The 16377-nt window shown below is 39.0% G+C and carries 30 protein-coding genes; all 30 read right to left on the reverse strand.

Features of this window, described 5'->3' with window-relative positions; all coding sequences use genetic code 11:
• Window positions 1–3 precede the first annotated feature (3 nt).
• Window positions 4–942, reverse strand: a complete 939-nt coding sequence (locus KUA55_RS11725) for a DNA-directed RNA polymerase subunit alpha (RefSeq protein ID WP_218326506.1) — start codon at window positions 940–942, stop codon at window positions 4–6.
• Window positions 943–1027: 85 nt separating this feature from the next.
• Complete coding sequence (gene rpsK / locus KUA55_RS11730; RefSeq protein WP_218326507.1) at window positions 1028–1417, reverse strand: 30S ribosomal protein S11; 390 nt, start codon at window positions 1415–1417, stop codon at window positions 1028–1030.
• A 23-nt stretch (window positions 1418–1440) separates the two neighbouring features.
• Window positions 1441–1806 (reverse strand): 30S ribosomal protein S13, encoded by a 366-nt coding sequence (gene rpsM, locus KUA55_RS11735; protein ID WP_218326508.1) that lies wholly within the window; start codon window positions 1804–1806, stop codon window positions 1441–1443.
• A gap of 19 nt (window positions 1807–1825) precedes the next feature.
• On the reverse strand, window positions 1826–1942 hold the full coding sequence (rpmJ, locus tag KUA55_RS11740) for a 50S ribosomal protein L36 (protein ID WP_034861773.1): 117 nt from the start codon (window positions 1940–1942) through the stop codon (window positions 1826–1828).
• Between the two features lie 33 nt (window positions 1943–1975).
• Entirely contained in the window at window positions 1976–2194 is a 219-nt protein-coding gene (infA, locus tag KUA55_RS11745) for a translation initiation factor IF-1 (RefSeq protein ID WP_010756460.1), read from the reverse strand.
• Window positions 2195–2371: 177 nt separating this feature from the next.
• Entirely contained in the window at window positions 2372–3016 is a 645-nt protein-coding gene (locus tag KUA55_RS11750; protein WP_218326509.1) for an adenylate kinase, read from the reverse strand.
• 79 nt (window positions 3017–3095) lie between these two features.
• A complete protein-coding gene (secY, locus tag KUA55_RS11755) occupies window positions 3096–4397 on the reverse strand; it encodes a preprotein translocase subunit SecY (RefSeq protein WP_218326510.1) in 1302 nt (433 codons plus the stop codon).
• Window positions 4397–4837, reverse strand: a complete 441-nt coding sequence (gene rplO, locus KUA55_RS11760) for a 50S ribosomal protein L15 (protein ID WP_218326511.1) — start codon at window positions 4835–4837, stop codon at window positions 4397–4399. Before rplO ends, secY begins: the two co-directional genes overlap by 1 nt.
• 32 nt (window positions 4838–4869) lie before the next feature.
• Window positions 4870–5052 carry a 50S ribosomal protein L30 gene (gene rpmD, locus KUA55_RS11765; RefSeq protein ID WP_218326513.1) on the reverse strand — a complete coding sequence of 61 codons (183 nt, stop codon included), beginning with the start codon at window positions 5050–5052 and terminating at the stop codon, window positions 4870–4872.
• A gap of 15 nt (window positions 5053–5067) precedes the next feature.
• Window positions 5068–5568 carry a 30S ribosomal protein S5 gene (rpsE, locus tag KUA55_RS11770; protein WP_218326514.1) on the reverse strand — a complete coding sequence of 167 codons (501 nt, stop codon included), beginning with the start codon at window positions 5566–5568 and terminating at the stop codon, window positions 5068–5070.
• 21 nt (window positions 5569–5589) lie between these two features.
• A complete protein-coding gene (gene rplR / locus KUA55_RS11775; protein ID WP_343214720.1) occupies window positions 5590–5955 on the reverse strand; it encodes a 50S ribosomal protein L18 in 366 nt (121 codons plus the stop codon).
• A gap of 45 nt (window positions 5956–6000) precedes the next feature.
• Window positions 6001–6537 (reverse strand): 50S ribosomal protein L6, encoded by a 537-nt coding sequence (rplF, locus tag KUA55_RS11780; protein ID WP_218326517.1) that lies wholly within the window; start codon window positions 6535–6537, stop codon window positions 6001–6003.
• Between the two features lie 30 nt (window positions 6538–6567).
• Window positions 6568–6966 (reverse strand): 30S ribosomal protein S8, encoded by a 399-nt coding sequence (gene rpsH, locus KUA55_RS11785; protein WP_218326518.1) that lies wholly within the window; start codon window positions 6964–6966, stop codon window positions 6568–6570.
• 34 nt (window positions 6967–7000) lie between these two features.
• On the reverse strand, window positions 7001–7186 hold the full coding sequence (locus KUA55_RS11790) for a type Z 30S ribosomal protein S14 (protein WP_218326520.1): 186 nt from the start codon (window positions 7184–7186) through the stop codon (window positions 7001–7003).
• 18 nt (window positions 7187–7204) lie between these two features.
• Window positions 7205–7744 (reverse strand): 50S ribosomal protein L5, encoded by a 540-nt coding sequence (rplE, locus tag KUA55_RS11795; protein WP_218326522.1) that lies wholly within the window; start codon window positions 7742–7744, stop codon window positions 7205–7207.
• A gap of 26 nt (window positions 7745–7770) precedes the next feature.
• A complete protein-coding gene (rplX, locus tag KUA55_RS11800; RefSeq protein WP_218326523.1) occupies window positions 7771–8082 on the reverse strand; it encodes a 50S ribosomal protein L24 in 312 nt (103 codons plus the stop codon).
• 35 nt (window positions 8083–8117) lie between these two features.
• Window positions 8118–8486: a 50S ribosomal protein L14 gene (rplN, locus tag KUA55_RS11805; protein WP_218326525.1), complete on the reverse strand. Its 369-nt coding sequence runs from the start codon at window positions 8484–8486 to the stop codon at window positions 8118–8120.
• 53 nt (window positions 8487–8539) lie between these two features.
• A complete protein-coding gene (rpsQ, locus tag KUA55_RS11810) occupies window positions 8540–8806 on the reverse strand; it encodes a 30S ribosomal protein S17 (RefSeq protein WP_218326526.1) in 267 nt (88 codons plus the stop codon).
• 21 nt (window positions 8807–8827) lie between these two features.
• Window positions 8828–9019 (reverse strand): 50S ribosomal protein L29, encoded by a 192-nt coding sequence (gene rpmC / locus KUA55_RS11815; RefSeq protein WP_218326527.1) that lies wholly within the window; start codon window positions 9017–9019, stop codon window positions 8828–8830.
• Window positions 9009–9443, reverse strand: coding sequence for a 50S ribosomal protein L16 (rplP, locus tag KUA55_RS11820; RefSeq protein WP_218326528.1), 435 nt, complete (start codon window positions 9441–9443; stop codon window positions 9009–9011). The genes rpmC and rplP overlap by 11 nt, the downstream gene beginning before the upstream one ends.
• 2 nt (window positions 9444–9445) lie before the next feature.
• Window positions 9446–10102, reverse strand: coding sequence for a 30S ribosomal protein S3 (rpsC, locus tag KUA55_RS11825; protein WP_218326529.1), 657 nt, complete (start codon window positions 10100–10102; stop codon window positions 9446–9448).
• A 13-nt stretch (window positions 10103–10115) separates the two neighbouring features.
• Complete coding sequence (rplV, locus tag KUA55_RS11830; RefSeq protein ID WP_218326530.1) at window positions 10116–10463, reverse strand: 50S ribosomal protein L22; 348 nt, start codon at window positions 10461–10463, stop codon at window positions 10116–10118.
• Window positions 10464–10484: 21 nt separating this feature from the next.
• Window positions 10485–10763 (reverse strand): 30S ribosomal protein S19, encoded by a 279-nt coding sequence (gene rpsS, locus KUA55_RS11835; protein ID WP_010782058.1) that lies wholly within the window; start codon window positions 10761–10763, stop codon window positions 10485–10487.
• 42 nt (window positions 10764–10805) lie between these two features.
• Window positions 10806–11639 carry a 50S ribosomal protein L2 gene (gene rplB, locus KUA55_RS11840; RefSeq protein WP_218326532.1) on the reverse strand — a complete coding sequence of 278 codons (834 nt, stop codon included), beginning with the start codon at window positions 11637–11639 and terminating at the stop codon, window positions 10806–10808.
• A gap of 36 nt (window positions 11640–11675) precedes the next feature.
• Window positions 11676–11963, reverse strand: a complete 288-nt coding sequence (rplW, locus tag KUA55_RS11845) for a 50S ribosomal protein L23 (RefSeq protein ID WP_218326533.1) — start codon at window positions 11961–11963, stop codon at window positions 11676–11678.
• The gene (gene rplD / locus KUA55_RS11850) at window positions 11963–12586 is read right to left on the reverse strand and encodes a 50S ribosomal protein L4 (protein ID WP_218326536.1); all 624 of its coding nucleotides are present in this window, start codon (window positions 12584–12586) and stop codon (window positions 11963–11965) included. Before rplD ends, rplW begins: the two co-directional genes overlap by 1 nt.
• A gap of 27 nt (window positions 12587–12613) precedes the next feature.
• Complete coding sequence (gene rplC, locus KUA55_RS11855) at window positions 12614–13243, reverse strand: 50S ribosomal protein L3 (RefSeq protein ID WP_218326537.1); 630 nt, start codon at window positions 13241–13243, stop codon at window positions 12614–12616.
• A 21-nt stretch (window positions 13244–13264) separates the two neighbouring features.
• Window positions 13265–13573 carry a 30S ribosomal protein S10 gene (gene rpsJ, locus KUA55_RS11860; protein WP_010756438.1) on the reverse strand — a complete coding sequence of 103 codons (309 nt, stop codon included), beginning with the start codon at window positions 13571–13573 and terminating at the stop codon, window positions 13265–13267.
• Between the two features lie 390 nt (window positions 13574–13963).
• A complete protein-coding gene (locus tag KUA55_RS11865) occupies window positions 13964–14896 on the reverse strand; it encodes a DMT family transporter (RefSeq protein ID WP_218326539.1) in 933 nt (310 codons plus the stop codon).
• A gap of 173 nt (window positions 14897–15069) precedes the next feature.
• Complete coding sequence (gene tuf, locus KUA55_RS11870) at window positions 15070–16257, reverse strand: elongation factor Tu (RefSeq protein WP_218326541.1); 1188 nt, start codon at window positions 16255–16257, stop codon at window positions 15070–15072.
• Window positions 16258–16377 lie beyond the last annotated feature (120 nt).

The raw sequence follows: 16377 nt of genomic DNA on the forward strand, positions 1-16377 counted from the left end.
ATATTAATCGTCTTTACGTAGTCCTAATCCAAGATCGTGTAATTTGGCTTTCACTTCTTCAAGTGATTTACGGCCTAAGTTACGAACTTTGATCATTTCTGGTTCAGACTTGTTAGTTAATTCTTGAACCGTATTGATCCCAGCACGTTTCAAACAATTGTATGAACGTACAGACAAATCAAGTTCTTCAATGGTCATTTCTAACATTTTTTCTTTTTGCGTTTCTTCTTTTTCTACCATGATTTCGGCATTTTTCGCTTCATCAGTAAGATTTACGAAGATGTCTAAATGTTCAGTAAGAATTTTCGCAGCTAGAGACAATGCTTCTTGGGCGATGATTGAACCATCAGTCCAAATTTCCATCGTTAATTTATCAAAATCATCTCTTCGACCAACCCGAGTATTTTCAACTTGATAGTTGACCTTACGTACAGGCGTATAGATAGAATCGACTGGAAGAACGCCAATTGGCATTTCTTCTTTTTTATTTTCGTCTGCTTGAACATAGCCTCGACCAGGTCTTACTGTTAGACGAGCATGGAAAGTCGCGCCTTCAGCAACAGTACAGATATACAAATCTTTATTTAAGATTTCAACGTCACTATCAACGATAATATCGCCGGCAGTTACGATAGCTGGTCCAGTAATATCGATCTCAAGGGTTTTTTCTTCTTCAGCGAATAATTTCAAAGCTAGGCCTTTAATATTCAAAATGATTTGTACGACGTCTTCTCTAACACCTTTGATAGTGGAGAATTCGTGAAGCACACCATCAATTTGGATATTGGTAATAGCCGCACCCGGTAAAGAAGAAAGTAGAATACGACGTAGAGAATTACCTAAGGTAGTGCCATAACCTCTTTCCAAAGGTTCAACAACGAACTTGCCATAATCTCTGTCTTCATCAATTTTTGTGATTCTTGGTTTTTCGAATTCAATCATTCTTAGTTTTTACCCCTTTCAAAACGAAAAGTGTCTTGTTCAATGACGTTTTCCGGTAAATCAAACTCATGTATTGGGGCACTCATTAAACACGACGGCGTTTTGGAGGGCGGCATCCATTATGAGGCACTGGAGTTACGTCACGAATTGCTGTTACTTCTAAACCAGTTGCTTGCAATGAACGAATAGCTGCTTCACGACCAGAACCAGGTCCTTTAACAGTTACATCAACAGTTTTCAAACCATGTTCCATTGCAGCTTTAGATGCTGTTTCAGCAGCCATTTGTGCAGCAAATGGTGTAGATTTTTTGCTTCCTTTGAAGCCTAATGCACCGGCAGAAGACCATGCTAAAGCATTTCCTTGAGCATCGGTAATCATGACGATTGTATTGTTAAAAGTCGAATGAATATGAGCAATACCTGATTCGATATTCTTTTTCACACGGCGTTTACGATTAACTTTTTTTGCTACCATGAAGATTTAACCTCCTTCACTAATTATTTTTTTCTACCTGCAATAGCTTTTGCTGGGCCTTTACGGGTACGCGCATTATTTTTAGTGTTTTGTCCACGAGTTGGCAAACCACGACGGTGACGGATACCACGGTATGAACCGATTTCCATCAAACGTTTAATGTTTAAGTTCACTTCACGACGAAGATCCCCTTCAACTTTTAATTTATCAACTTCAGCACGGATAGCGTCTTCTTGTTCATTCGTTAAATCACGAACACGAACATCTTCAGACACGCCAGCGTTGGCTAAAACTTGTTTAGCAGTAGTATTTCCGATACCGTAAATATAAGTAAGAGAAATTACTACGCGTTTTTCACGAGGAATATCTACTCCTGCAATACGAGCCATACTTAATTACACCTCCAAATTATCCTTGACGTTGTTTATGTTTTGGATTTGCTGAGCAAATCACCATAACCCGTCCTTTACGACGAATTACTTTACAATGTTCACACATTGGTTTTACTGATGGTCTTACTTTCATGATAATACCTCCTGAAGTTTTACGGAGTACAATTTACTTAAAGCGATAGGTAATGCGACCACGACTCAAATCGTACGGAGAAAGTTCCACAGTCACTTTGTCGCCAGGCAGAATTCTAATGTAGTGCATTCGAATCTTTCCAGAAACGTGAGCAAGAACTTCATGTCCATTCTCTAGTTCGACTTTAAACATTGCATTCGGCAAAGTTTCGACGACTGTCCCTTCGATTTCGATCATATCATCTTTTGCCACGCAGAGTACCTCCTTGTTATTGTTTCGCATTTTCACACGATAAAATGGCGGAAACCTGCAGTTCCCACCTTAATTCTTGACGTTACTTCTGTAAAGCCAGAAGTCGGACTGACATAGTCTATCACAAATTAACGAACTTGGCAAGAAAAACTGCATTTCAAGTCGGTAGTCAAATTATTAACCAATAATCTTTTCTACGTCACTAAAGACTTCGTCAATGTCACGGTCACCATCAAGCGAATGTAACAACCCTGCTTGTTTATAGAAGTCTAAAATTGGTGCACTAGCTTCCATATTTACTGCTAAACGATTTTTAACAGTTTCAGGTTTGTCATCTTCTCTTTGATAGAACTCATGGCCACCACAACGATCACAAGTATCTTCAACTTTTGTTGGATTGAAAATTTTATGATAAGTAGCGCCACAATTACGACACATATAACGACCGGCAAGTCGTTCGATTAAGACTTTTTCTGCAACTTGAATTTCAATTACAGCATCGATTTTTTTGTTTAGATCTTTTAACATAGCTTCTAAAGCTTCTGCTTGATCTAATGTTCTAGGAAAACCATCTAACAAGAAACCTTTTTCAGTATCTTTTTGCGCTAGACGCTCTTTTACGATGCCGTTTGTTACTTCATCTGGAACCAAATCGCCTGCATCCATGAATGATTTAGCTTTTAAACCGAGAGCAGTCTCGTTTTTAATTGCTTCCCGGAACATGTCTCCAGTACTAATTTGTGGAATACCGTATGTAGCAACAATTCTTTCTGCTTGTGTTCCTTTACCTGCACCTGGCAGCCCCATTAAGATGAGGTTCATTGCATTCCCTCCTAGATTGTTTCAAAGAATTTATTTAAGAAGAGACCACGGACGTTGAGGAAATCCTCAACAATGCCGTTTAGTCTTCGTCCATGAAACCAACATAACGTCGTTTCAACATAAGTCCTTGTAATTGTTTTGCTGTTTCTAATGCAACCCCCACTACGATCAATAAGCTGGTACCACCTAAACCAATTGATTGAGGTAAGTCCCAAACCATTTGTGCAATGATTGGTAGTAAAGCAATTAATCCTAAGAACAATGCTCCGACTACACTTAGTCGCATTAAAATAGATGATACATATTCTTCTGTTCCTTTACCTGGTCTTACACTAGGGATGTAACTTCCTTGTTTTTGCAAGTTTTCCGCTAATTTCTCAGGGTTCACTTGAACAAAAGCATAGAAGAAAGTAAAAGCAACAATCAGAACTGTATAAATCGTCGCACCCGGTACTGTATTGTAACTAAATAAGTCTTGCAATACTGAATACCAATCTTCTGCTTGATAACTACTTGCTAAAGCTTGCAAAATTGCATTGGGAGTTGCAATAAACGAGCTGGCAAAGATAACAGGGATAACACCAGCGGCATTTACTTTTAATGGTAAATAACTGCTAGTAGGCGCACCGACAATTTGTTTAGTATATTGAATTGGGATTTTTCTTTCAGCTTGTTGAAAGAAAGTTACAAATACGACAATTGCAATAATCGCGATCAATAAGACTGCGATAAAAATAATTGATTTCCATAAATCACTTTGATCAATATTAATAAAGTAACGTTCCGCAATTTCCTGAATACTTTCTGGCAATCGAGAAATGATCCCCGCAAAGATAATCATTGAAACACCGTTACCGATCCCTTTATCGGTGATTTGTTCTCCTAACCAGGTAACAAACATTGTTCCGCCAGTTAGAATAACTCCAATTGTTACAAATGTTTGAACATTTTGTTCGGGTACGAAACCATAAGATGCGAAATAGTTAAAACCAGCTGTAATACTAACAGACTGAACAAAAGCTAATACTAAAGTTAAATAGCGCGTTGCCTGATTTAACTTTTTACGACCAACTTCCCCTTGTTTTGACCACTCAACAAATTTTGGTACGATATCCATTTGTAATAATTGAATCACGATTGATGCGGTGATATATGGTGAAACACCCATTGAGAAAATTGAGAAGTTTTGCATCGCTGAACCACTAACCAAGTTCAACATGTTGAAAAATGGTAAATCACTCAATTGTTGCAAACCACTAACATTTACTCCAGGTACCGTAATTTGTGCACCAAGTCTAAAAACTAATAAAATGATGATAGTGAAAAAGATCCGTGATCGAATGTCTCTAACTTTGAAAGAATCCTTTAAAAGCTTGAACATTAAATCACCTCGATTGATCCACCAGCTGCTTTAATTGCTTCTTCGGCAGCTTTAGAGAATTTCGCAGCTTTAACTGTTAATTTTTTCTCTAATGAGCCATTAGCTAAGACTTTAATTCCAGCTTTTTCGTTTTTCACAAAACCAGCCTCAACTAAAGCAACAGGTGTTACTTCAGCACCGTCTTCAAAACGATTTAATACATCTAAATTAACAACAGCATATTCTTTACGATTTACGTTAGTAAATCCACGTTTTGGTAAACGACGGAATAATTGTGTTTGTCCACCTTCGAATCCTAAACGTACGCCACCGCCTGAACGAGAGTTTTGTCCTTTTTGACCGCGTCCAGCTGTTTTGCCGTTACCAGATGAAGTACCACGTCCAACGCGATTACGCACTTTACGTGAACCTTCTGTTGGTTTTAATTCATGAAGTTTCATTGATTGGCACCTCCTTAGTTCAAAATTTCACTTTATTTAACTTCTTCTACGTCCACTAAGTGAGACACAGTGTTAACCATACCTTTGATTGCATCATTGGCAGGTTTTACAACTGTAGAGTTCACTTTTCCAAGACCCAACGCTTTAACAGTGTCACGTTGGTTTTGAGGACGTCCAATCACTGATCGTCTTAAAGTAATTTTTAATTCAGCCATGTTTTTTCGTCCTCCTTATCTTGCAAAGTTTTCAACAGAGACGCCACGTAATTGTGCTACATCTTCTGCTTTTTTCAATTCTGTTAAACCTTTGATTGTCGCACGCACAACGTTAATTGGTGTGTTTGAACCTAAAGATTTAGAAGTTACATCAGCAACACCTGCTAATTCTAGTACGGCACGAACTGGTCCACCAGCCGCAACTCCAGAACCTTCTACTGCAGGTTTCATCAAGATGCGTCCGCCACCAAATACTCCGATGACTTCGTGAGGAAGTGTTGTACCAACCATTGGTACTTCCACAAGGTTTTTCTTAGCATCTTCAATTGCTTTACGGATTGCTTCAGGTACTTCTTGTGCTTTACCAGTACCAAAGCCAACATGTCCGTTTTTATCGCCAACAACGACTAAAGCAGCAAAACGTAAACGACGTCCACCTTTAACAACTTTAGTTACGCGGTTAATCGAAACAACGCGGTCTTCTAATTCCAAATGTTTTGGATCGATATAAACCATGAATGGTATTCCTCCTTTTCCCTAAAATTCTAGTCCATTTTCACGAGCAGCTTCAGCTAAAGCTTGTACGCGGCCATGGTAAAGGTATCCACCACGGTCAAAGACAACGACTTTAATACCTTTTTCAATAGCACGTTCAGCTAATAATTTACCAACTGCACTTGCTTGTTCTGTTTTGTTTCCACCTGAAATATCTTTATCTAAGGCAGAGGCACTTGCTAGCGTTACACCCGCTACGTCATCAATTAATTGCGCGTAGATGTTTTTGTTAGAACGAAAAACGTTCAAGCGTGGGCGCTCAGCAGTACCAGAGATTTGTTTACGTACACGCATGTGGCGCTTTTGACGTGTTTTGTTTTTATCTGGTTTTGTAATCACAATTTTCACCTCTAATTTAAGCTGGCCTAAGCCGCATGTTGTAGGTACGACCTACTATTTACCAGTTTTACCTTCTTTACGGCGTACATATTCACCAACATAGCGAACACCTTTGCCCTTGTATGGTTCTGGTGGACGAGTGCCACGAATTTTCGCTGCAACTTCACCAACTACTTCTTTATCTGAACCTTTAACCACTACTTGAGTGTTTGCCGGAACTTCAATCGTAATTCCTTCTGGTGCTACGATTTCGACTGGATGTGAGTAACCAACGCTTAAAACAAGTTTTGATCCTTGTAATTGTGCACGGTACCCAACCCCGATTAATTCTAAAGCTTTTTGGAACCCTTCTGATACACCAACTACCATGTTGTTGAAGTTGGCACGAGTTGTTCCGTGGATTGTTTTCATTTCTTTGCTGTCATCAGGACGAGTAAATGTCACTTCGCTACCTTCGATATTCATTGTAATATCAGAAGAGAACGTACGAGTTAATTCACCTTTAGGACCTTTAACAGTTACGTCATTACCTTTTTGAGTTACTTCAACTCCTGCAGGTAAAACGACAATTTTATTACCAATACGGCTCACTTAAAGACACCTCCTTGTAATTTTATAGAATTACCAAACGTAAGCTAGCACTTCGCCGCCCACATTTTTAGATCTCGCTTCTTTATCAGTGACTACACCGTCAGAAGTAGAGATAATCGCGATACCTAAACCATTTAATACTTTTGGCACTTCGTCAGCTTTAACGTAAGCACGCAAGCCTGGTTTAGAGATACGTTTTAAGTTTGTGATAACACGTTCGTCATTTTTACCGTATTTAAGAAATACACGGATCATGCCTTGTTTGTCATCTTCGATATATTCAACATCACGGACGAAACCTTCTTTTTTCAAGATTTCGGCGATGTCATGTTTAATTTTTGAAGCAGGTACTTCAACTACTTCGTGTTTTACCATATTGGCATTACGAATGCGAGTTAAGAAATCTGCAATTGGATCTGTCATGACCATTGAACTATTTACCTCCTTTTTGCGCTTGTTGTTTTTACCAGCTAGCTTTCTTCACGCCGGGAATTTGACCTTTATAGGCAAGTTCGCGGAAGCAAATACGGCAAAGATGAAATTTTTGATAAACTGAATGTGGACGTCCGCAACGTTCGCAACGAGTATATGCTTGAGTTGAGAATTTAGCAGGGCGTTTGTTTTTAGCAATCATTGATTTTTTAGCCAATTTATTTCGCCTCCTTGATTATTTTTGGAATGGCATTCCAAGTTGTGATAATAATTCACGAGATTCTTCATCAGTGTTAGCAGTTGTAACGACAACGATATCCATACCACGTACTTTATCAACATTATCGTAATCAACTTCTGGGAAGATTAATTGTTCTTTCACACCTAAAGTGTAGTTACCACGGCCATCGAAGGCTTTCTTGCTAATACCATGGAAGTCACGTACACGTGGAAGTGATACAGACACTAATTTGTCTAAGAATTCATACATTCTTTCTCCACGTAGTGTTACTTTCGCACCGATTGGCATACCTTCACGCAAGCGGAAACCAGCGATAGATTTTTTAGCTTTTGTGATAATAGGTTTTTGACCAGTAATCAAAGCTAATTCTTCAACAGCTTTGTCCAAGTTTTTTGCGTTTGATACCGCATCGCCAACACCCATGTTGACAACGATTTTCTCAACTTTAGGAACTTGCATTACTGAATTATAGTTAAATTTTTCCATCAATGATGGTGTAATTTCATTTAAATATTTTTCTTTTAGGCGGTTCATTTAAGAAGTCCTCCTTTCTTAGCTTTTTATTTATCGATAACTTCGCCGGTTTTCTTAGAAAAACGGACTTTTTTACCGTCAACCACTTTATATCCTACGCGAGTAGCTTCACCGTTTGAAGGATCGATTACTTGAACGTTTGATGCATGGATTGGCGCTTCTACTTCAACGATTCCACCTTGAGGGGAAGTTTGAGAAGGTTTTTGATGTTTCTTCACGACATTGACGCCTTCAACAACGACTTTGTCTAATTTAGGAAAGACTTCTAATACGACGCCTTCTTTATTTCTGCTTTTGCCAGAAATAACTTTTACTTTATCGCCTTTTTTAACGAACATTACTGTTGCGCACCTCCTTTGGTTAAAAGTTCCAATTATAGTACTTCTGGTGCCAATGAAACGATCTTCATGAAGTTGCCTTCCCGTAATTCACGAGCGACAGGTCCAAAGATACGTGTTCCTCTTGGGCTCTTGTCATCACGAATGATAACAGCTGCATTTTCATCAAATTTAATGTAAGAACCATCAGCACGACGAGCGCCTGTTTTAGTCCGAACGATTACGGCTTTAACGACTTCACCTTTTTTGACAACCCCACCTGGCGTTGCTTGTTTAACCGTAGCAACGATAATATCACCGATGTTAGCAGTTTTACGGCCAGATCCGCCAAGAACTTTAATAGTTAAAATTTCGCGGGCACCTGAGTTATCCGCAATTTTTAAACGACTTTCTGTTTGGATCACAAGTGTATCCTCCTTTCAGATTTAAAAGAACATCTATAGGAAAATCTCGATGATTAGATAATCACTGCTTTTTCAATGATTTCAACTAGACGGAAACGTTTAGTTGCTGATAATGGACGAGTTTCCATGATTTTCACGATGTCGCCAGTTTTTGCTTCATTGTTTTCATCGTGCGCTTTATATTTTTTTGAATATTTCATACGTTTACCATAGATTGGGTGATTCTTTTGTGTTTCTACGACAACAGTGATGGTTTTATCCATTTTGTCGGAAACCACGCGACCTTGATAAACTTTACGTTGATTTCTTTCTTCAGTCATGCGAGAAAAGGCCTCCTTCCACTATTTGTCAGCTTGTTCACGCAATACAGTTTTAATGCGTGCAATCGATTTACGTACTTCTTTAATACGTGCAGTGTTTTCCAATTGACCTGTTGCTAATTGGAATCTTAAATTAAACAATTCTTCTTTTAATTGCTTTTCTTGATTAAGCATTTCGGCAGTGGTTAATTCTCTGATTTCTTTAACCTTCATTCGATTCACCACCCATTTCCTCACGTTTTACGATCTTAGTTTTAACTGGTAATTTGTGAGAAGCAAGACGTAATGCTTCGCGAGCGACTTCTTCAGGAACACCGGCAACTTCAAACATGATTTTACCGCGTTTTACTGGTGATACCCAGCCTTCAGGAGCCCCTTTACCAGAACCCATACGTACCCCAATTGCTTTGGCAGTATAAGATTTGTGAGGGAAAATTTTAATCCATACTTTCCCACCACGTTTCATGTAACGAGTCATTGCGATACGGGCAGCTTCGATTTGACGGTTAGTGATCCAATGAGAATCTACCGCTTGCAAACCGTATTCGCCAAATGCGATTTCTTTACCGCCTTTAGCTTCCCCACGCATTTTTCCGCGGAATTCACGACGGTGTTTTACACGTTTAGGTACTAACATGATTATTTCCCTCCTTTCTCAGCGTTTTTTTTAGTTGGAAGAATTTCTCCACGATAAATCCACACTTTAACTCCTAGTTTTCCGTATGTTGTGTTTGCTTCTTCCCAAGCGTAGTCGATGTCGGCACGCAATGTATGCAAAGGAACAGTTCCTTCTGAATAGCCTTCAGAACGCGCAATATCAGCACCGTTTAAACGACCTGAAACTTGTGTTTTGATTCCTTTAGCGCCTGATCTCATAGTACGAGAAATAGCTTGTTTTTGTGCACGACGGAATGCCACACGGTTTTCTAATTGACGTGCGATTCCTTCGCCGACTAATTTTGCATCTAAATCTGGTTTTTTGATTTCAATAATATTGATATGAACTCGTTTGCCAGTTAGTTTGTTTAATTCTTTACGTAAGTTTTCAACTTCAGATCCGCCTTTACCGATAACCATACCAGGTTTCGCTGTGTGGATTGAAACGTTCACGCGATTTGCTGCACGTTCGATCTCAACTGTCGACACAGAAGCATCAGCAAGTTTTGACGCGATGAATTTACGAATTCTTAAATCTTCGTGTAGAAATTCGGCATACTCTTTTTCAGCATACCATTTAGCATCCCAATCACGGATGATGCCTACACGCATTCCGATAGGATTAACTTTTTGACCCACTGATTATACCTCCTTATTTTTCTGATACTACTACGGTGATATGACTTGTACGTTTGTTAATTGGTGATGCTGAACCTTTTGCTCTTGGACGGAACCGTTTCATTGTTGGTCCTTCATTTACAAATGCTTCTGATACCACTAAGTTTTCAACGTCTAAGTCAAAGTTATTTTCTGCGTTAGCAACTGCAGACATTAAAACTTTTTCAATAATTCCTGCCGCTTTGTTAGGCGTGAATTTTAAAATTGAAATTGCTTCTGCTACGCTTTTTCCTCTGATAAGATCGATAACTAAACGAGATTTACGAGGAGAAGTGCGAACTGTTTTCGCAATTGCTTTAGCTGATGTAATTTGTTCTGCCATGATGATTTCCTCCCCTCAAAATTAACGTCTTGTTTTCTTATCGTCAGCAGCATGTCCGCGATAAGTTCTAGATGGTGCAAATTCACCTAATTTATGTCCAACCATATCTTCTTGGATGTAAACTGGTACATGTTTGCGTCCGTCATAAACAGCAATAGTAAATCCTACAAAATTAGGAAAAATTGTTGAGCGACGAGACCAAGTTTTAATAACTTTTTTCTTTTCAACACCTTGTTGCGCTTCGACCTTTTTCATTAAATGGTCATCCGCGAAAGGTCCTTTTTTCAAACTACGACCCATGGTGTACCTCCTCTCAAAATATACGACACACGGTCAATGTAATTATTTAGTTTTGCGACGACGAACGATAAGTTTGTCTGAAGCAGCCTTTTTATTACGTGTTTTGTAACCCAATGCAGGTTGACCCCATGGAGATACTGGTGCTTTACGTCCAACTGGAGCTTTACCTTCACCACCACCATGTGGGTGATCGTTAGGGTTCATTACGCTACCACGAACTGTTGGGCGTTTGCGCATCCAACGAGAACGGCCAGCTTTACCAATGTTAATTAATTCGTGTTGTTCATTACCAACAGAACCGATTGTTGCACGAGCTGTTGCTAAGATCATACGAACTTCGCCTGAGTTCAAACGAACTAAAACGTATTTACCTTCTTTACCAAGTACTTGTGCACTTGTACCAGCAGAACGGATTAATTGTCCGCCTTTGCCAGGTTTCATTTCGATATTGTGAATAACTGTACCAACTGGAATGTTTTCTAGTGGTAATGCGTTACCTACTTTAATATCTGAGTTAGGTCCAGAAACGACAGTCATGCCAACTTCTAAGCCTTTAGGAGCTAAAATGTAAGCTTTTACTCCGTCTGTATAATGAACTAATGCAATATTTGCTGAACGGTTCGGATCATATTCGATCGTTTGAACTTTAGCAACAATATCATCTTTATTTCGTTTGAAATCGATGACACGGTATTGACGTTTATGACCGCCACCTTGATGACGTACAGTAATACGACCGTTGTTGTTACGACCGGCATTGTTTTTCAATGGTTGCAACAATGTTTTTTCCGGTGTTGAAGTAGTGATTTCAGCGAAATCAGAACTTGTCATGTTACGACGGCCATTTGTGGTAGGTTTGTACTTTTTAATCGCCACGTCTATGTCCCTCCTATAATGAGATTTTTTTCAGGCTTATTCAGCGCTGAAAATTTGAATGTCTTTAGAATCTTCTGTTAATGTCACAACTGCTTTGCGACGTTTTTTCGTGAAGCCTTGATATTGGCCAACACGTTTAGCTTTTGGTTTCGCATTTAGGATGTTCACGTTTTTAACTTTCACATCAAAAGCAGCTTCTACTGCTTGTTTCACTAATGTTTTGTTAGCACGTACGTCTACTTCAAAAGTGTATTTTTTATCATCCATCATTAAAGTAGATTTTTCAGTGATAACTGGGCGTTTGATTACGTCTAATAATTCCATTATGCAAGCACCTCCTCAATTTGAGTAAGAGCAGTTTGTGTTGCTAAGACTTTACTTGCAGAAACAACGTCTAAAACACTTACGTTATCTGAAGTTACAACTGCTACGTTTGGAATGTTGCGAGCTGATAATTGAGCGAACTCATTGTCAGGTTCAACAACTACCAATACTTTAGCGTCAATTGATAAGTTAGCTAACACTTCTTTAAATTCTTTGGTTTTTGGTGCTTCGAAGCTCAATGCATCGATAGCAACTAAGTTATTTTCAGCAACTTTTTCTGATAAGACAGATTTAATTGCTAAGCGACGAACTTTTTTAGGAAGTTTGTAGCTGTATGAACGTGGTGTTGGTCCAAATACAACGCCACCTCCACGCCATTGTGGTGAACGGATTGAACCTTGACGAGCACGTCCAGTTCCTTTTTGGCGCCATGGTTTACGGCCACCGCCTGATACTGCGCTACGATTTTTCACAGCGTGTGTTCCTTGTCTTAATGAAGCGCGTTGCATGATGATTGCATCATAAACAACACTTTCATTTGGTTCAATACCGAAGATTTCTTCGTTTAAAGTGATGTCTCCATTTTGAGTTCCATCTTGTTTAAATAATGCTACAGTTGGCATTCCTTAGTTCCTCCTTTCCTTTAACAATTATTTTGCTTTAACAGCAGATTTGATAGTGATTAATGATTTTTTCGCGCCTGGTACATTACCTTTAACTAAGATAACATTACGTTCAGCATCCACACGAACAACTTCAAGATTTTGAATTGTTACGCGGTTGCCGCCCATACGACCAGCTAATTTTTTATTTTTAAACACGCGGTTTGGTGCAACAGGACCCATAGATCCAGGACGACGGTGGTAACGAGAACCGTGGGCCATTGGGCCGCGGCTTTGTCCGTGACGTTTGATAACGCCTTGGAATCCTTTACCTTTAGTCGTTCCGGTAACATCAATGATGTCTCCAGCTTGGAAAGTATCAACTTTCACTTCTTGTCCTACTTCATAGTCTCCTAGCTCAACATCTTTGAATTCTCTGATGAAGCGCTTAGGAGCCGTGTTTGCTTTTGCAACATGACCTTTCGCAGGTTTGTTAGACAAAACTTCACGCATATCTTGGTAACCTAATTGCACAGCTTCGTAACCGTCTGTTTCCATAGTTTTTACTTGTAAAACTACGTTTGGTGTTGCTTCAACAACAGTTACCGGAATTAGTTCGCCAGATTCTGTAAAGATTTGTGTCATTCCCACTTTTTTCCCTAAGATTCCTTTGGTCATGATTACACCTCCGATTTCTTATTATAGTTTGATTTCAATGTTTACACCTGATGGTAAGTCTAGCTTCATTAAAGCATCAACTGTTTTTGGTGTAGGGTTCACAATGTCGATTAGACGTTTGTGAGTACGCATTTCGAATTGTTCGCGTGAATCTTTGTATTTATGAGTCGCACGAATAACTGTGTAAAGACTGCGTTCAGTTGGTAATGGAATTGGACCAGACACGCTAGCACCAGTTCTTTTTGCAGTTTCTACGATTTTATCCGCTGATTGGTCTAAAATACCATGTTCATACGCTTTTAAACGGATACGAATTTTTTGTTTTGCCATCTTGTTTCCCTCCTCGCCTATTTTAAAAGTAGACATAGCTCCACGAAAATCTCCGTCATGCCCTTCCGTGGCAAAGCGTCCGGGCGTGTCGCAACCTCTCGTTTCAAAGCCGGTAGATTCCAAACGGAACCCCCAGTGCTGTTTCACTTTCGTAAACAGCGCCTTTATGAGTATATTATAATTCGACTGCTATTGCAAGGTTTTTCTTTGTTAAATCGTGTTTTCATTGCTTTTTTCTGAAATTTGGAACTCAATCAACTTTTTTTCAAAAAAAGAAGTTGCCCTTACCAGACAACTTCTAGATAATTTTCTTACACAATTATAAAGAGAACTATTTTTTCTTCTATTATATAGACATTTTGATTATCTTTTTATTCCTTCAATCTCAGTTTATAAAAAGTGAACGATCAAGACCCCCGTTAGCATAATTACTAATCCCATTACTTTAGAGGAATTGATGGGTATTTTAATTGAACGAAATAAACCAAAATTTTCAACCAATGCACTAAATAATAACTGACCAAATAAAGCCATCACTACCACTTGTCCAGTACCAATTTTAGGAACGAGCCATGCCATCCCGAAAACATAAATGCTACCTAAGAATCCACCAATCCAAATCCACCAACTATCTTTACTATTTTTAATGGTAGATTGAATTTTATTAAAGTCAGCTTTTGTTATAATTGAGACGATAATTAATACTATCGCTCCAATCGTAAATGAAATTGCTGCAGCCTGAATCGGGGAACCAAGAACAGTGCCCAATTGCCCATTAATCGCAGCTTGCAAAGCTGTTAGCATACCGCCAGCAACCCCAATGATTTGCCAAGGCAACAATTGTTGTTCTCTTGGCTTTTTAACTAATTTATTTCTCTTCATCATACCAATAGTTACAAAGACACCGATAACTACCAGCATCAATCCCAATCCACGTTTTACAGTTAAAATCGATTGCGGTGCATTGAAAAGACCAAACTGATCGATGACTACGCCCATAATTATTTGTCCGAAAATTGGTAATACCGCTGCTTGAATACCACCCAATTTTGAAAATAATAAAAGATTAATCGTTAAGCCGATCGTCCCTAATAATCCACCAATCCAAATCCAAGCTGGATTATCTCGAAAAACACTTGCCGTTACTAATAAATCACTTCCGCTAATGAGTGTGATCAGACATAAAAAAATCGTGCCAATTGTAAATGAAATTGCCGATGCTAAATAGGGAGATTCAACAAAAGTTCTCAATTTCGCATTTACAGCTGTTTGCATGCCTAGTCCAGCACCCATTAGTATTGGAAATAAAACTAATATGTTCATAAAAACACCTCATCGTCCTTCATATAATTTAATTAGACAATGGATTAACGAAAAATACAAGCGTTTTCATAAAAATTATTTAGCTTGCCTTATTTTTTTTCAAGCGAAAAAAAAGATCGCTGAAAAAATCAGCGATCTTGCGTCCGAGTATAATGTTGCTTTGTTTTACAGAATTAAGCTTCGATCTTAGTTACAACACCAGCGCCAACTGTACGTCCGCCTTCACGGATTGAGAATTTAGTCCCATTTTCTACAGCGATTGGGTGGATTAATTCAACTTCCATTGTTACGTTATCGCCAGGCATTACCATTTCAGTTCCTTCTGGTAATTCAACTACTCCAGTTACGTCAGTCGTACGGAAGTAAAATTGTGGGCGGTAGTTAGTAAAGAATGGTGTATGACGTCCACCTTCTTCTTTGCTCAATACATAAACTTCAGCAGAGAATTTTGTATGAGGTGTGATTGTACCTGTTTTAGCTAATACTTGACCACGTTGGATGTCTTCACGGGCAACACCACGTAATAACGCACCAATGTTATCGCCAGCTTCAGCGTAATCTAATAATTTACGGAACATTTCAACACCTGTTACAGTTGTTTTCGCAGTTTCTTCAGCGATACCTACGATTTCGATTTCGTCACCAACACGAACTTGTCCACGTTCAACACGTCCAGTAGCAACAGTACCACGACCAGTGATTGAGAATACATCTTCGACTGGCATCATGAATGGTTTGTCAGTATCACGAACTGGTGTTGGGATATATTCGTCAACAGCAGCCATTAATTCTAAGATTTTTTCTTCGTAAGAAGCTTCGCCTTCAAGAGCTTTCAAAGCTGAGCCAGCGATAACAGGAGTGTCATCACCTGGGAAGTCGTATTCTGTTAATAAGTCACGAACTTCCATTTCAACTAATTCTAATAATTCTTCGTCATCAACCATATCAACTTTGTTTAAGAAAACAACGATGTAAGGTACGCCAACTTGGCCAGATAACAAGATATGTTCACGAGTTTGAGGCATAGGGCCATCAGCAGCAGATACTACTAAGATCGCGCCATCCATTTGAGCAGCACCAGTGATCATGTTTTTAACGTAGTCCGCGTGTCCTGGGCAGTCAACGTGTGCATAGTGACGTGCGTCAGTTTCGTACTCAACGTGAGCTGTGTTGATAGTAATTCCACGTTCGCGTTCTTCTGGAGCACCATCGATTTGAGAGTAATCCATTGCTTCTGCGCCGCCTTTTTTAGCAAGTACAGTTGTGATTGCAGCAGTTAAAGTAGTTTTACCATGGTCAACGTGTCCGATAGTACCAATGTTTACATGGGGTTTTGAACGGTCAAATTTTTCTTTAGCCATTTAAAAATGTTCCTCCTAGATGAATGTATAATATTTTTTATCTGATAAGTCCACGCTGACTAGCAGCGTGAGCCCGTATCATCATTTATAGATTTTATCTGAAACTTGCAAAAAAGCAAT

This window comes from Enterococcus alishanensis (genome assembly GCF_019218635.1).
In the GTDB taxonomy this organism is placed as follows: Bacteria; Bacillota; Bacilli; order Lactobacillales; family Enterococcaceae; genus Enterococcus_A; species Enterococcus_A alishanensis.

Excerpts from the sequence above, each read along its gene's own strand:
- KUA55_RS11725 (WP_218326506.1), bottom strand. The coding sequence starts at position 942 with ATGATTGAATTCGAAAAACCAAGAATCACAAAAATTGATGAAGACAGA.
- rpsK (WP_218326507.1), bottom strand. The coding sequence starts at position 1,417 with ATGGTAGCAAAAAAAGTTAATCGTAAACGCCGTGTGAAAAAGAATATC.
- rpsM (WP_218326508.1), bottom strand. The coding sequence starts at position 1,806 with ATGGCTCGTATTGCAGGAGTAGATATTCCTCGTGAAAAACGCGTAGTA.
- rpmJ (WP_034861773.1), bottom strand. The coding sequence starts at position 1,942 with ATGAAAGTAAGACCATCAGTAAAACCAATGTGTGAACATTGTAAAGTA.
- KUA55_RS11750 (WP_218326509.1), bottom strand. The coding sequence starts at position 3,016 with ATGAACCTCATCTTAATGGGGCTGCCAGGTGCAGGTAAAGGAACACAA.
- secY (WP_218326510.1), bottom strand. The coding sequence starts at position 4,397 with ATGTTCAAGCTTTTAAAGGATTCTTTCAAAGTTAGAGACATTCGATCA.
- rplO (WP_218326511.1), bottom strand. The coding sequence starts at position 4,837 with ATGAAACTTCATGAATTAAAACCAACAGAAGGTTCACGTAAAGTGCGT.
- rpmD (WP_218326513.1), bottom strand. The coding sequence starts at position 5,052 with ATGGCTGAATTAAAAATTACTTTAAGACGATCAGTGATTGGACGTCCT.
- rpsE (WP_218326514.1), bottom strand. The coding sequence starts at position 5,568 with ATGGTTTATATCGATCCAAAACATTTGGAATTAGAAGACCGCGTTGTT.
- rpsH (WP_218326518.1), bottom strand. The coding sequence starts at position 6,966 with ATGGTCATGACAGATCCAATTGCAGATTTCTTAACTCGCATTCGTAAT.
- rplE (WP_218326522.1), bottom strand. The coding sequence starts at position 7,744 with ATGAACCGCCTAAAAGAAAAATATTTAAATGAAATTACACCATCATTG.
- rplX (WP_218326523.1), bottom strand. The coding sequence starts at position 8,082 with ATGTTCGTTAAAAAAGGCGATAAAGTAAAAGTTATTTCTGGCAAAAGC.
- rpsQ (WP_218326526.1), bottom strand. The coding sequence starts at position 8,806 with ATGACTGAAGAAAGAAATCAACGTAAAGTTTATCAAGGTCGCGTGGTT.
- rpmC (WP_218326527.1), bottom strand. The coding sequence starts at position 9,019 with ATGAAGGTTAAAGAAATCAGAGAATTAACCACTGCCGAAATGCTTAAT.
- rplP (WP_218326528.1), bottom strand. The coding sequence starts at position 9,443 with ATGTTAGTACCTAAACGTGTAAAACACCGTCGTGAATTCCGCGGAAAA.
- rplV (WP_218326530.1), bottom strand. The coding sequence starts at position 10,463 with ATGGCAGAACAAATTACATCAGCTAAAGCAATTGCGAAAACAGTTCGC.
- rpsS (WP_010782058.1), bottom strand. The coding sequence starts at position 10,763 with ATGGGTCGTAGTTTGAAAAAAGGACCTTTCGCGGATGACCATTTAATG.
- rplW (WP_218326533.1), bottom strand. The coding sequence starts at position 11,963 with ATGGAATTATTAGACGTAATCAAACGCCCAGTTATCACTGAAAAATCT.
- rplD (WP_218326536.1), bottom strand. The coding sequence starts at position 12,586 with ATGCCAACTGTAGCATTATTTAAACAAGATGGAACTCAAAATGGAGAC.
- rplC (WP_218326537.1), bottom strand. The coding sequence starts at position 13,243 with ATGACCAAAGGAATCTTAGGGAAAAAAGTGGGAATGACACAAATCTTT.
- rpsJ (WP_010756438.1), bottom strand. The coding sequence starts at position 13,573 with ATGGCAAAACAAAAAATTCGTATCCGTTTAAAAGCGTATGAACATGGT.
- KUA55_RS11865 (WP_218326539.1), bottom strand. The coding sequence starts at position 14,896 with ATGAACATATTAGTTTTATTTCCAATACTAATGGGTGCTGGACTAGGC.
- tuf (WP_218326541.1), bottom strand. The coding sequence starts at position 16,257 with ATGGCTAAAGAAAAATTTGACCGTTCAAAACCCCATGTAAACATTGGT.